Source organism: Halogranum rubrum (assembly GCF_900114455.1).
GTDB classification, from domain to species: domain Archaea; phylum Halobacteriota; class Halobacteria; order Halobacteriales; family Haloferacaceae; genus Halogranum; species Halogranum rubrum.
The window spans coordinates 105,592-119,062 of the sequence record NZ_FOTC01000004.1 but is presented as its reverse complement, the minus strand read 5'-3'; the positions used below and the strand labels follow the sequence as shown (position 1 = coordinate 119,062).

Sequence of the window (13,471 nt, the reverse complement as noted above, 5' to 3'; positions counted from 1 at the left end):
TCTAACTGGTCGCCACGGTGACGAACCCGTCGAACCGGAGGATGACGCGTTGCGTGGTGTCACCGAATAGCGCCTTCCCGGTCGGCGAGCGCTGCCGTCCGGGCAGGAAGATGTGGTCACAATCGCACTCTGCGGCCGTGTCGAGGATTTCGGTTGCCTTGTTTCCGAGTGAGCCAACTGCTTCGTACTCCACGTTGAATTCGGTAAGGATTTCGTCGCCGATATCGCGAGCGAACTCTGTGGCTCCTTTCTTCGCGTCGTCGTGCGTGTAACTCGTGTTCATCTTCGGGAGTGCTTCCATCGCTCTACGCCGTGCGCTGTACTCTTCGTCAGTCGTCACGTGGATGAGAACGACTTCTGCATCCATCCCTTCGGCAATTTCGCCTGCTTCCCGTACCACGTTCTTCGCCACCTCGGTCGGATCGACAACGGCTAGTACACGTTCCATGCTTCCACCACCCGATTCCACTCACAAGAATCTATGGGAGTCTCAGTTAATCTAACACATTCGTTTCTGAATGTCTTCGTACAACCTCCGAGGGCGTTATCGATTATCGGATAGAAATCCGGACTCTGGACAAATCTCTCCGTCTTCGCCCAGCCATTTTCTTCACAATGGTGTTTGACGGCCGAGCAACTGGTGGGGCCTCTTACGTCCTCGTGATACACTCTATGTTCGAACGACGCGATGTCGAGAATCATCGCCGTGTTGTACTATATTGTATGATACGAACAAGAAAAATCCACCGCGATTTTGATAGCGTCCGTCCACTCGTTTGGTGGGTGAACTGTCCGTGACGTCGTCGACGAACGAAGACGAACGCGAGACGGTACGTCGCCGGCTTACGCCAGTGGGAACAGCGTAGAGAGTACTAAGACGGAGACTAACCCAGTTATCGAGATAATCGTCGTCAGGGCAGTCCACGTCTTCAACGTCTCTGTCTGCGTGAGTCCTCCTATCTCCTTGACGAGCCAGAAGCCAGAGTCGTTGTACCACGAACAGATGTTCCCACCTGCACCGATGACCATCACGAGGTAGACGGGATGCACGGCGAGTTGACTCGCCAACGGAGCCATGATACCGGCCGCGGTGAGCATCGCTGCTGTCGCGGAACCTTGTGCGATACGAACGATTGCGGCAATCAGCCACGCCGTGACGAGCAGACCGATGCCGATTCCTTCGAGTCCATCTGCGAAGTACGGACCGATTCCCGATGCGGCGAGGAGTGCACCGAACGCCCCACCCATCGCCGTGATTGCCGCAATATTCCCACCGCTCTTCAGTGCCTCGGTGAGTTCGCCTTCCCACTCGGAGCGCGAGAGGTTACTCCAGCGAAGGTACGTGAGCGCGGCCGCGATTGCTGCAATCGTGAGCGCAACGTTCTTGTCACCGATGAAGGTGACGACGGGCGTCACATTCGCCAGCGCAGGATAGAACGATTCCAGGGCGTTGACGAGCGTGAGCGAACTGACGAGGACGACCGCGAGAACGATCGGTGCGATCGATTCGAGAACCCCCGGAAGGGACTCGGCGCTCCTACTCGCACGTTCTTCAAGCTCTTCCTTCGTCGTCCCCATCGAATCACGTAGCGGGATGTCGAGGCGGTTGTTGATCCAGTGTCCGTAGACGAGACCACTCATCGTCGCCGACGGAATCGCGACGGCGACACCGATAAGCATCGTGATGCCGAGGTCGACACCGATTTCACTAGCAACGGCGAGCGGTCCGGGCGTCGGCGGGATGAACACGTGAGCAGTCGCACCACCAGCACCGACGGCCACGATATAGAGCGCGTAGTTCTTTCCCATTCGCGCGCGCATCGAGCGCGCCAGCGGCGCCAAGAGGTAGAAGACGCTGTCGAAGAACACCGGAATCGCGAGGACGGTACTGCTTCCCCACAGTGCGAACTCACTGTTGTTCTTCCCGACGAGCGACTGAAACCCTCTCACGATTCGCTGAGCGGAACCGCTTTCGAGCATCGACTTTCCGACGATTGCCGCCATCAGTATCGGAATCCCGATACCGGCCATCCCGTTTCCGAACGCAGTTGCCGTCTGTGTCGCTGCCTGCCCGAGAGTGAACTCCGGAACGAACACCGCGTTGACTACGCCGACGGAAAACGCGGCGATAGCCAGCCCGACGAACGCCGGGAGGTCCCACACGACGAGCAGCAATACAACTAATGTCAGTCCAATCGCGAACGTAAGGAGTGGACTATGTGCGAACTCGATTGCCATGTGTTACATGCGCACATCATGGTCATCCATTAAAAATATTTTCCATGGCGCTCATGACTTATCTGCGAGATATCCCAACATTCCACTATGTCGGCTAGCGATATCGTAACGCCAGATCGTCGGGAGAATAGATGGTGCAACTGTAGGTTCTGTCTCAGTACCTGCAGTGTGCTCTCTCACTCATCTCCCAGTTCTACTCTCTCACGTCGCCCGACTATTCGACACACGTGTGCGGTGAAAAATACACCAAGACAGTCACATTAATAAGACTCTCGTGGCTTCCCCTTTCGTATGGACAGTCAACTAGAAGACAAGACCGCAGTGGTCACTGGTTCAAGTAGCGGTATCGGATTCGGCATCGCTCGGGAGTTCGCCGCGCAGGGTGCGAACGTCGTCGTCAATTCGCGCTCACACGAGCGAGCGGTGGCGGCCGCAGAGGAGATTACATCCGAGACGGACAACGACTCCATCGTCGGCGTCGAAGCCGACGTGACCGACTACGACTCGCTCGAAGCACTGGCCGACGAGACTATCGACCGCTTTGGCTCGCTCGATGTCTGGGTAAACAACGCTGGAATCAACATTCGGGGCCCTGCCGAAGAGATGGCTATCGAGGACTGGCATCAGGTGCTCGACGTGAATCTCTCTGGAACCTTCTACGGGGCGCAGGTCGCCGGAAAGAAGATGATCGAACACGGAATCGGCGGCAGTATCGTCAACATCTCCAGTATGATGGGCGAACAGGGACAGACCGGCCGTACCCCGTACAACACCTCGAAAGGGGGTGTCAACAACCTCACGCGTTGTCTGGCCGTCGAGTGGGCGGAACACGATATCGACGTCAACGCGATTGCACCCGGCTACATCAAGACGGAGATGGTCGGTGACGCACAGGACCAAATCGGCTTCGACGAACAGGACGTCGTCGACCGGACGCCGAAAGGACGGTACGGCACCGTCGAAGAGGTGGCGAACTGCGTGCGGTTCTTGGCCGCCGAAGACCACTTCATGACCGGCGAAATCCTCCACCCCGACGGCGGATGGCTCTCGTTCGGGTGGGGAAGTAAGTCGTAATCGGCGGGGTCCGGTCTTCTCCTCGCGTATTCGACTCGGTACTACCGTTTTCGTAGCTCGGGTACCACACGTAGAGTTGAGTGACTCTCAACGTGGCCCGTGTTGTGCGTTTGTTATCTCAGAACTGGACAGCAAACAGCGCTCGAGAAACACTTCAACGACTACTACCCGAGGAAGGCGGGCGCTGTCGGTAGTAGCGACGCTTAGACGGGACGATGATTGTTGTTCGACAAAGTCACAAGAACCTCCCGTTCTAGTACTGAACGCTTTGTCGAGAGTGAACTGGTTGACATTCTCAAACTGACGTTCTGTTCTCTAAGGCAGAACGCTTATCAATATACACTGACAGCTGGTATCATGGACGCCAAGCACCCGGTGCAAACCACCGAGAAGACGCTCGCGCTGATCGAGCAGTTGATCGAGGGGGGCCCGTACGGGGTGACAGAACTGTCGCACGAACTCGACATGGGGAAGAGTGCAGTACACAATCACTTGACGACACTCCAGAGCCACGGCTACGTGCTGAAGGCCGACGGCGAGTACCGACTCGGGCTGAAGTTTCTCGAAATTGGGGGACATATCCGCAAGTCGATGGAGTTCTACGAGGTTGCCGAACCAGAGGTAAAGGCGCTAGCGGCCGAAACAGGCGAGTTAGCCAATCTCCTCGTCGAAGAGCAGGGAGTGGGTGTCTACCTCATGCGGGCGAAGGGTGACGACGCCGTCGATCTCGACACGTACGCGGGCTTGCGGACGAACCTCCACACGACTGCACTCGGGAAGGTGATTCTCGCCAACCTTCCCGAGTCGCGAGTCGAAGAGATCATCGACCAGCACGGACTCGAGACAAAGACGCCGAAGAGCGTCGGGACGCGCGACGAGTTGTTCGACGTACTTGACGACGTCCGCGAGCGTGGCTACGCCATCGACGACGGTGAACGACTGGAAGGATTACGGTGTCTCGCCGCGCCAGTCAAGGCGTCCTCTGGAGCGGTGTTGGGTGCGATTAGCGTTTCAGCCCCTGCAAGCCGCGTCAGCGACGAAGATCTCCACGGAGCGCTCCCCGAACGCGTCCTCAGTGCGGCGAACGTCGTCGAACTCAACATCAACTACTGACTCCATTCTCTACTTCAGAATATCGCTGTCCCGTCTCGCGTCGTCGTCGTGAACTCCACTACACCAGCCTTCCACGCGTTCGAGCCATATTCGTTACAACGCTATCTCTGTAACGACTACGACGTGGTTCCTTCTCTCTGTTCTGAGCGTGAGAACACATCTGTCGTTCTCACGAACCGGCCATCGGTAGCAGTTAGTAGCAGTTGACTCTGTCCGACGACGGACCGAGCGTCGAAAACCCGCTACCGAGACTTCGATGAACACGAGAAAGAGAGAGACACTGACCGTAACACGACGACCGTGAGCGAAGTATGGTCAGTACGATGGTCTGACGCTAACCTCGTTGGTGACGGACGTCACCAACGATCAAGTAGACGGTCAGTAGTTGTCGTAGACCGTCTTCTCGATGGTGTAGAAGTTGAGACCAGCATCGCCCTGCTCACGCCAGGTTTCCGAAGAGGAGCGCTTGAAGCCGCCGAACGGGACGTGGAGTTCGAGACCGGTCGTCTTCTCGTTGACTTTCACGACGCCGGCTTCCGACTCGTCGACGAAGCGGTTCGCCTCGGTATGGTCGTCGGTGACGACACTGGCCGAGAGACCGTAGTCGACGCCGTTCGCGACTTCGAGACCTTCCTCGAAGTCGCTTACCTTCAGCACGGCGACAACCGGGCCGAAGACTTCCTCTTGGGCGATACGCATCTCGTGGTCGACGTTTGTGAAGACGGTCGGTTCGACGAAGTAGCCCTCGTCGACTGCCTCACCTTCGGGAACCTCGCCGCCCGCGGCGAGCGTTGCTCCTTCGTTCTCGGCGACGTCGATGTAGTCGAGAGTCGACTCCAGTTCGCTCTCGCTGACCTGTGGCCCCATCTCGTGGTCGTCGCCGGGACCGATGTCGACGGACTCTGCCCGGTCGACTAGCTCCGCGACGAAGTCGTCGTAGACGTCCTCGTGAACGATGGCGCGGGAGCAGGCGGTACACGACTGTCCTGTCGTCCCGAAGCCCCCGTTGGCGACGATGTCGGCCGCCTCGGCGGGGTCGGCCGAGTCGGTGACGAGCGTCGGGTTCTTGCCACCGAGTTCGGTCTGGACGCGCTTGCCTGCGTCGGTCGCTTGTTCGTAGACGAGTTCACCGACCTCACTGCTACCAGTGAAGGAGACGGCATCCGTTCCCTCGTTCTCGATGAACTCGGTTCCGACTGTACTACCGGGGCCGGTGACGACGTTCAACACGCCGTCCGGGAGGCCTGCCTCGTCTAACGCTTCAGCGACGGCGACGGCGACTCCCGGCGCTTGCGATGCGGGCTTCAAGACGGCCGTATTCCCTGCTGCCAGCGCCGGCGCGAGCTTCCACACCGGGATGGCGATGGGGTAGTTCCACGGTGTGACCAGTGCGGCGACACCGACGGGTTCCTGCCGGATATAGAGGTTCTTCTGTCGGCCGCTGGGTGACTTCGTCGTTCCACCGAGGTCGGCAGCCTTCACGGCGAAGTAGTAGAAGATATCGATCGCTCGCTGGACCTCACCAGCGGCCTCAGCGTGCGCTTTTCCTTCCTCGGCGACGAGTGCATCCGTCAACTCGTCTTTGCGGTCGGCGAGAACGTTCCCCGCTTCTCGGAGGATACGGCCACGCTCCGGCCCGGGTGTCGTCGCCCAGTCGTCTTGGGCGTCGACGGCAGCCTCGACCGCCTCGGCCGCGTCGGCAGCGTTAGACTGTTGATAGCGTGCGACGGTCTCACTCGGGTTTGCAGGATTCTCGACGTCGATAGTCTCTCCCGTCTCCGAGGAGACCCACTCTCCGTTAACGTAGTTAGCCTTTGTCTCCGTCATCGGATATCTATTCACCGTTCACACATACTATTCTTACGGTTCCCTACCTCTCTGCTAGCCTTTCGTTACGACGGGCTGGTCCGAGCAGTCGTCTGGTCTGAGTTCTCCTCCCGTCTCACTTCTCTGGCTAGTAGTGTCGCTACCGACCCGCAAGCTTTAGTATCGGGTTTCGGGATATACGAACGCAATGGTCGAGTACGCGAAGCTTAGCGACCCGAACGCAGAGTACACGATGCGGGACCTGTCGTCGGAGACGATGGGTATCACCAACGAACGCGGCGGCGTCCGCGACGCGAAGATCACGGATATTCAGACGACGATGGTCGACGGGAACTATCCGTGGATTCTCGTTCGCGTCTACACGGACGCGGGCGTCGTCGGCACAGGTGAGTCGTACTGGGGCGGTGGTGACACGGCTATCATCGAGCGGATGAAGCCGTTCCTCGTCGGCGAGAACCCGCTGGACATCGACCGACTCTACGAGCACCTGATCCAGAAGATGTCCGGTGAAGGGTCTATCTCCGGGAAGGCCGTCTCGGCCATCTCGGGTATCGAGATCGCCCTCCACGACGTCGCTGGCAAGTTACTCGACATCCCGGCTTACCAACTCGTCGGCGGGAAGTACCGCGACGAGGTTCGCATCTACTGTGACCTCCACACAGAAGACGAGGCTAACCCCCAAGCCTGTGCTGCCGAGGGTGAACGCGTCGTCGAAGAACTCGGCTACGACGCCATCAAGTTCGACCTGGACGTTCCATCGGGCCACGAGAAAGACCGAGCGAACCGTCACCTCCGCGGCCCGGAGATCGACCACAAGGTCGAAATCGTCGAGGCGGTCACCGAGGCCGTCGGCGACCGCGCCGACGTCGCCTTCGACTGCCACTGGTCGTTCGCCGGTGGAAGCGCGAAGCGTCTCGCGGCGGCCATCGCCGACTACGACGTGTGGTGGCTCGAAGACCCCGTCCCGCCGGAGAATCACGACGTCCAGCGTGAAGTGACGTTTTCGGCACCGACGACGCCAATCGCAGCGGGGGAGAACGTCTACCGGAAACACGGCCATCGCCGACTCCTCGAAGAGCAGTCCGTCGACATCATCGCACCCGACCTCCCCCGCGTCGGCGGAATGCGTGAGACGCGAAAGATTGCGGACATGGCCGACACCTACTACGTCCCAGTCGCGATGCACAACGTCTCCTCGCCCATCGGGACGATGGCATCCGCACAGGTCGCCGCCGCCATCCCGAACTCGCTAGCCGTCGAGTACCACTCCTACCAACTCGATTGGTGGGAAGACCTGGTCGAAGAGGACAACCTCATCAGCGAAGGTCGCATGGAGATTCCCGAAAAGCCCGGTCTTGGTCTGACGCTCGACCTCGACGTCGTCGAGGAGCACATGGTCGAGGGTGATACGTTGTTCGACGAGGAGTGAAACGACTCGTCGAGCCAGCAGTACGGAGTGCTGCGCTGTTCGACGAGGCGTAAGCCACACAGACACGAATTCTTCTCTTTCTCTCGTTCTTCTTTGGACGGTACATTTTTACTGACCGGTAATCATCAACGGATATGCAGTATTACAGACTTCCCGGCGGAGAGCAGCAGTCGTCGTCGGATTCACTCGTCGTTATCGACGACGAGGGCGACGCGTACGACCTGACGTCAGCGTCCGAGGACCTCGGTTCGTTCACCGAACTCGCGCGGGCGGCCAACGCCAGCAACCAGTCGATAGACGCTATCGCTCGTGATCGAATCCCCGAGGCGGAGCCACGTGACCTCGACGACGTCGAGGCCGACGCGCTTCGACCGGTCGTCCCGGACGAGGTGTGGGCTGCAGGCGTCACCTACAGTATCAGTGAGGAGGCTCGGAAGGCAGAGAGCGGAAAACCGGAGGTCTACATCGACGTCTACGAGAGCGAGCGCCCCGAACTGTTCTTGAAGGCGACACCCTCGCGGACGGTCGGGCCGCACGACGCGATCGGTGTTCGCGGTGACTCGGACTGGGACGTGCCGGAACCCGAACTAGGTATCGTTCTCCACCGCGGCGAGGTCGTCGGATACACCGTCGGCAACGACGTGTCGAGCCGTGACATCGAAGGCGAGAATCCACTGTACCTCCCGCAGGCGAAGGTCTACGACCGCTGTTGCTCGATCGGTCCCTGCGTCTCGACTTCCGAAACCGTCGAGGACCCCCACGACCTTACGATGTTGCTCACCATCGAGCGCGACGGTGCGGTCGTCTACGAAGACTCGACTTCGACGAGTGAGATGGCTACCTCATGTGAAGAACTGGTCGCGTATCTCCGCCGGCACAACGACCTCCCCGAGACGCTCGTGTTACTCACTGGGACGGCACTCGTTCCGCCAGAGACGTTCACACTCGAAGCAGGCGACAGGGTCTCCATCGATATCGACAACATCGGCCGGCTTGCCAACGATACAATCGTCGTCTGAGTAGTCCGACCGACGTCTCTGTAGTCCCGGCCCCTGACCGTGCCGAACTAGCAATTCCTGTACGTCACCCGACTTCTGGCATTCGACAGGATGAACCTGTTCTCGAGGAGGAAACAATCATTCGTCTGACTTGTAGCTCGTCCGTATAGATACGTGAGCATTACTCGTCCAGGAACCGACTCGACCCAGTCGAAAGCTGGATCTGCTGCTGGTCTGTCGATATTCTCTCATTGGGAACGAATAGACAGTGAACTGTCGCCTGTTCGATCCGAACCGTTGCTACTGAGCAGTCGATGAAGCCACGACTGTGGCACAGTCTGCCTCTGAAACGCCGTCGTCTCTCTGCATATCTCAGTTACCGCGTCCTGTCCTTCGTTCCAAGAATGAATCTATTCTCTATTGCAGAACACATAGCTACCAGCGAGTAGTCTGTATCCAGAGACTTTGTTGAAGCGTGACTGACTGAGATATTACAACAATACGATTGTAATGTTAGACTATCGCTCGGATATGGCCTCTGAGGAGAGTGTGTTTGTACCCGCCTCGTCACCGACCCGTTCGGCGACGAGAACACCCACTTGGTCGTGTACGCGCTTGACTGCAGTGATCACGAACCCGACGTCGGTGAGGACGTCCACGAGCATCCCGACGGTCGCCCCATCGACGCCGTGGCCGAACAGTGGTTCGTCGGAATCTGTCGACCCGAAGAACATCGCATCACAGAGGACGAACCGACGCGGACCGAGGTCGGCGATGACCTCGATAGCCTCGCGTTTTTCGTCGTCAGGGAGATGATGGAGGGCGAAGTTCGAGACGACAATGTCCACTTTGCCGTCGTACTTCGGATCTCGGAACTCACCGTAGCCGAATTCAACGTTCTCGATACCGCTGTCGGCCGCTTTCGACCGCGTCTAGGTGATCATTCCGTCACTGATGTCACGGCCGACGACGTGTCCGGTACTTTCGGCCAACGCGAGTGCGACCAGACCATTCAGGGATTTCGAGATACGTACGGTGAGGGCCGCTCGTCCGAGTTAGATCAGTAGTTCCTACTCCTGCGTCCGTGAGCACCGACGAACCACAACGTCAGAGGCTCTACAACGACCGGATAATACCGTACTCGATACTGTATTTGGAGATGTACGAGAATATTGTCCAATTAAACGCGCACTTCCGACAGCAATTTTCTCATACACTCCGCAGATGTGAGGATGACAAACTCCTGTTGGCGGGATTGTTTCCTCCTCTTTTCAGGCACTCGTCCAGCTGGTCGAACACTTGGTCGATACGCTCTCTGTTCTCATCGTGAGACTCAGTCCGCCGTGTGAGAGTCGATGTGAATACCTCCGAGCGCAACCGCTGTTGAGCAGTGGCGCACTCGGCGGTTGAGCACCGATCAGGCCGGTGGGGCTTCCGTTCCGAAGGCCTCGCGAAGGTTCTCTTCCTGCTCGGGAGAGAGGTTGGTTCGGAGGACGGTGGGTGCGTACCCCTCGATTTCCTCCATGACACGTTCTTTCTGAACGTCGCGGATGAGCAGGAAGATCGCCGAGTTACCCGGTCCGATGGACTCGCTCACGCTCTCGATGAAGTCGTCGTCGATACCGATGTCGGCGAACTTCCCGGAGATGGCGCCGGTCACCGCCCCGATGGCCATCCCGAGCCACGGCGCCCAAAAGAGGAGTCCGATGAGCATCCCCCAAAAGGCGCCGCCGAGAGCACCGCTGCCGACGAGGCCGACGGCTTGATCGACTTTTACTTTCCCGTCCTCGTCGCGGACGACCACCGCGGCGTCCTCTAGCTTGATTAGCTCCTCTTTCTGCAGTTCGTACAGTTTGTCACGTACGTCCTTTGCGCCGGTCATGTTGTCGAAGGCAAGTACTACTAAACTACTCATCGCAGCAGTATATTGCCGTGGAGAAACATCAATGCAGTTCACGGAACGTCGGGAATTCGGGAACGATGGAGTCTCCAAACGGTGGGACCCTCTGCTCGGGCACGAACAGCACTTTATGCTGGCACACAGCGACTCTACACTCGTACTATGGCCACAAGTGACGCGGATATCATGGGATCGAATGACTCACTAACGAGTACGCTCCAGTCTAACTGGCGGATGCTACTCATCGCGGGAATCGCCGTCACGGTACTCGGACTCGTCGCGACGCTCGCCCCGTTCCTCGTCGGAATTTCGATCGCGCTGTTAGTCGGTGTCCTCCTCGTCGGGAGCGCCGTATTCCACTTCATCGGCGCGTTCAGGGGACGGGGATGGAAGGGGTTCGTCTGGCAGATCGCGCTCGGTGTCGTCACGTTGATCGCTGGCGCAGCGGTCCTGTTGAACCCGATGTTCGGTCTCATGACGCTGACGCTGCTCGTCATCGGCTATCTCCTCGCCTCCGGTGTGGTCGAGGTCGTGATGGGGATACAGCTCCGTGGTGAGAGGTACTGGGGATTGAGCATCGTGAGCGGGCTCATCGGTATCGCTCTCGCCGTGATGCTGTGGATCGGATTCCCCTCGACTGCTCTGTGGGCCGTCGGCGTCCTGTTCGGTGTCAACCTCCTCGTCACCGGTGGCTCGATGATTGCACTCGCCCTCGGTGCACGTGGTCTCGCCACCCCGTCAGACGCGGAGCCTGCAACCGGGGTTGGCGGCGTCTAATCGGACGTCCGTGACCGTCGTAGGGAGATACTGTTACTGTCCCTGTTCGTGCTACTCTTTGTTGCAATTGGATAGTTGGTAGGGGGACTGACGGCGCGGAGTCGCTGCGTTCCCGGCTCCGAGCCTTGAGCCCACACTCGTCCAAGTTATCGGCGACGAACGCGACACCCAGAAAGGGTTAGCTACTCAGAGCGGGAGCACTCGAAGCGAGGGCGATACTTCCTCCCGATGTAATTCGCGGACTGGACGCGAGCGGGCTGGTCGGCGTCTCCCCGTCCGACACCTGCGCCTCGACGAACCCGACGCGAACGACGACGTCTCGACCGAGCTGTTCGGTCAGCGTATCGTCGAATCGTTGCGCGAGGTCCGGCGGGGCCTGAAGGTCGCGTGGAATACCGACCAGTACGTCGACGACCGGGTCTTCATCGATCAGTAAGTCGACGGGCGTGTAGTCGACAGTGACACTCACCAGCACGACGCCTTCGACGTTCGCCTGCTCGAACTCCTGTTCGAGAATTACCTGTGTCTGCCGTTCGTAGGACTGTGTCTGGTACGTCGAGACGGTGACCGCTCCGAGGACGATACAGAGGACCGCGATGCCGACTGCGATGGTGGTGACGCGGGAGACGAGCGACGACCTGACGCCTTCGTACTTCCCGGCGTCGAGCGGCTTGAACCCAGCCACGTAGAAGAGGATGAGCGCCGAGAGGTTGATCGCGAGCAGGTTGACGACGACGAGTACGGCGCCGGCGAGTGCGACACCCGGCAGACCGAACGCGAGGCCGAGTCCAGAGGTTGCCGCCGGCGGAACGAGGGCTACGGCGATGGCCACTCCGACGAGTGTCGACCCGGACCCGCGCATGATGCTGATGGCCCCCGCGATGCCCGAACCGAGCGCGAGGAACAGCGACAGGAAGTTTGGACTGGTTCGCTCTGCGACCTGTGAGATGGTTCGAATATCGAGACCGGGCGGGATGAGAAACGTCTGCTGTAGTAACCAACCCAGAACCGCCGCAGTCGCGATTGCGGCGAGTAGGCCGACGACTTGGAGCCGTACCCCTCGGGCGGCCATATCGCGGTCGTCGAGAATCGTCCCGACGCTCGCAGAGATGGCCGGTCCCATGAGCGGAGCGACCACCATCGCTCCGATGATGGTCGCCGCCGAGTCGAGCAAGAGACCGGTGGCCGCGATGACGGTACTCAACAGGAGGAACGCGAAGAAGGTGGAGTTCGCCGGTGCGAGGTCTTGGGCTCGCGCGTACAGTTCGTCACGCGAGATTCGCAGCCCAGGGAAGCGTTCGTTCAGTGCGGCGAGTCGTTCCGAGACGACAGTCTCGGTCGGCAGGACGATAGTGTAAGCCTCTTCTCGGATCCCTGCCGCCGTTAGCTCTTCCAGCACCGACTCGACGCCGCTCGGCGGGACGGGAAACTGTACCATCGCCTCGAAATCACCGCGGCCGACTTCGTCGAAAATCGCGTAATCGATACCCTGCTCGTCGAGTGTGGCCACGACGCTCGCGCGCGTCCCTTCCGGAATCAACACTTGCACTAAGCGCATACCATGTGTACAACGCACAAGAATATGAACAGGATGACAGGTTAGCCACTACGACCGGAGTCTATCGTTCAGCGACCCTGGTGGGCCATCATATCGAGTGCGACGGTGCAGGCGACGACGAGGCCGGCGTCCATCCCGGGTTCCACTTCGATGCCGTAGGAGTCTCGGACCCGGAACCACTTCTTCGACACCTCGGCAACCCGGTCACCGTCCCGCATCAGACGGTACTCGTGGTCGAGCACGTTTCCCTTGATTTTCAGATCCCCCGTGCCCGAGATAGAGACGGTGAATCGGTCACGGATGGGACTGACGATAGCTTTCTTGACCACTGCGGCTCTCTGCCCGTCTTTCGTTACCGTCATCGAGTCCTTGACGCGGAGCAGTTTCTCTTGGAGTCGGTACTCGTCGCCGGTCTGTAAGTCCTCCATCAGGAGCGTCTCACGGACTCTGAGTGCCTTCCCGTCGATTCGGAACGCTCGCTCGCCGGCCGCGTTCTCGACGAAGTAATCGTCGCCGATAGAGACGAGCTTCTGTGTCATCTGGTATCGCTCAGGCTT

Annotated in this window: 11 protein-coding genes and 1 pseudogene; 5 read left to right on the top strand and 7 right to left on the bottom strand. The window is 59.2% G+C overall.

The window, feature by feature from the left end; all coding sequences use genetic code 11:
- Position 1: 1 nt before the first annotated feature.
- On the bottom strand, positions 2 to 448 hold the full coding sequence (locus tag BM083_RS16580; RefSeq protein WP_089870744.1) for a universal stress protein: 447 nt from the start codon (positions 446 to 448) through the stop codon (positions 2 to 4).
- 395 nt (positions 449 to 843) lie between these two features.
- Complete coding sequence (locus BM083_RS16575; protein ID WP_089870742.1) at positions 844 to 2,238, bottom strand: GntP family permease; 1,395 nt, start codon at positions 2,236 to 2,238, stop codon at positions 844 to 846.
- 291 nt (positions 2,239 to 2,529) lie between these two features.
- On the opposite strand from BM083_RS16575, the gene BM083_RS16570 reads away from it, so the two are divergent.
- Positions 2,530 to 3,312 (top strand): SDR family NAD(P)-dependent oxidoreductase, encoded by a 783-nt coding sequence (locus BM083_RS16570; protein ID WP_089870739.1) that lies wholly within the window; start codon positions 2,530 to 2,532, stop codon positions 3,310 to 3,312.
- 357 nt (positions 3,313 to 3,669) lie between these two features.
- Complete coding sequence (gene xacR, locus BM083_RS16565) at positions 3,670 to 4,425, top strand: HTH-type transcriptional regulator XacR (protein ID WP_089870736.1); 756 nt, start codon at positions 3,670 to 3,672, stop codon at positions 4,423 to 4,425.
- Between the two features lie 378 nt (positions 4,426 to 4,803).
- Here xacR and xacF read toward each other — a convergent pair whose 3' ends face one another.
- Complete coding sequence (xacF, locus tag BM083_RS16560) at positions 4,804 to 6,252, bottom strand: 2,5-dioxovalerate dehydrogenase (RefSeq protein WP_089870734.1); 1,449 nt, start codon at positions 6,250 to 6,252, stop codon at positions 4,804 to 4,806.
- A gap of 187 nt (positions 6,253 to 6,439) precedes the next feature.
- On the opposite strand from xacF, the gene BM083_RS16555 reads away from it, so the two are divergent.
- Both BM083_RS16555 and BM083_RS16550 read left to right on the top strand, forming a co-directional pair.
- Positions 6,440 to 7,681 (top strand): mandelate racemase/muconate lactonizing enzyme family protein, encoded by a 1,242-nt coding sequence (locus tag BM083_RS16555; RefSeq protein WP_089870732.1) that lies wholly within the window; start codon positions 6,440 to 6,442, stop codon positions 7,679 to 7,681.
- A 134-nt stretch (positions 7,682 to 7,815) separates the two neighbouring features.
- Complete coding sequence (locus BM083_RS16550) at positions 7,816 to 8,700, top strand: fumarylacetoacetate hydrolase family protein (protein ID WP_089870730.1); 885 nt, start codon at positions 7,816 to 7,818, stop codon at positions 8,698 to 8,700.
- Positions 8,701 to 9,197: 497 nt separating this feature from the next.
- Here BM083_RS16550 and BM083_RS16545 read toward each other — a convergent pair.
- Both BM083_RS16545 and BM083_RS16540 read right to left on the bottom strand, forming a co-directional pair.
- Positions 9,198 to 9,689 (bottom strand): annotated as a pseudogene (locus tag BM083_RS16545) (class I SAM-dependent methyltransferase); the annotation flags it as partial.
- A gap of 407 nt (positions 9,690 to 10,096) precedes the next feature.
- Entirely contained in the window at positions 10,097 to 10,561 is a 465-nt protein-coding gene (locus BM083_RS16540) for a DUF1269 domain-containing protein (protein WP_009377328.1), read from the bottom strand.
- 204 nt (positions 10,562 to 10,765) lie between these two features.
- Between BM083_RS16540 and BM083_RS16535 the strand changes: the two genes are divergently transcribed.
- The gene (locus BM083_RS16535; RefSeq protein ID WP_245756918.1) at positions 10,766 to 11,356 is read left to right on the top strand and encodes an HdeD family acid-resistance protein; all 591 of its coding nucleotides are present in this window, start codon (positions 10,766 to 10,768) and stop codon (positions 11,354 to 11,356) included.
- 178 nt (positions 11,357 to 11,534) lie between these two features.
- On the opposite strand, the gene BM083_RS16530 is transcribed toward BM083_RS16535, so the two are convergent.
- A complete protein-coding gene (locus tag BM083_RS16530; protein ID WP_089870725.1) occupies positions 11,535 to 12,914 on the bottom strand; it encodes a TIGR00341 family protein in 1,380 nt (459 codons plus the stop codon).
- 68 nt (positions 12,915 to 12,982) lie between these two features.
- Positions 12,983 to 13,453, bottom strand: coding sequence for an LURP-one-related/scramblase family protein (locus tag BM083_RS16525; protein WP_089870722.1), 471 nt, complete (start codon positions 13,451 to 13,453; stop codon positions 12,983 to 12,985).
- Positions 13,454 to 13,471 lie beyond the last annotated feature (18 nt).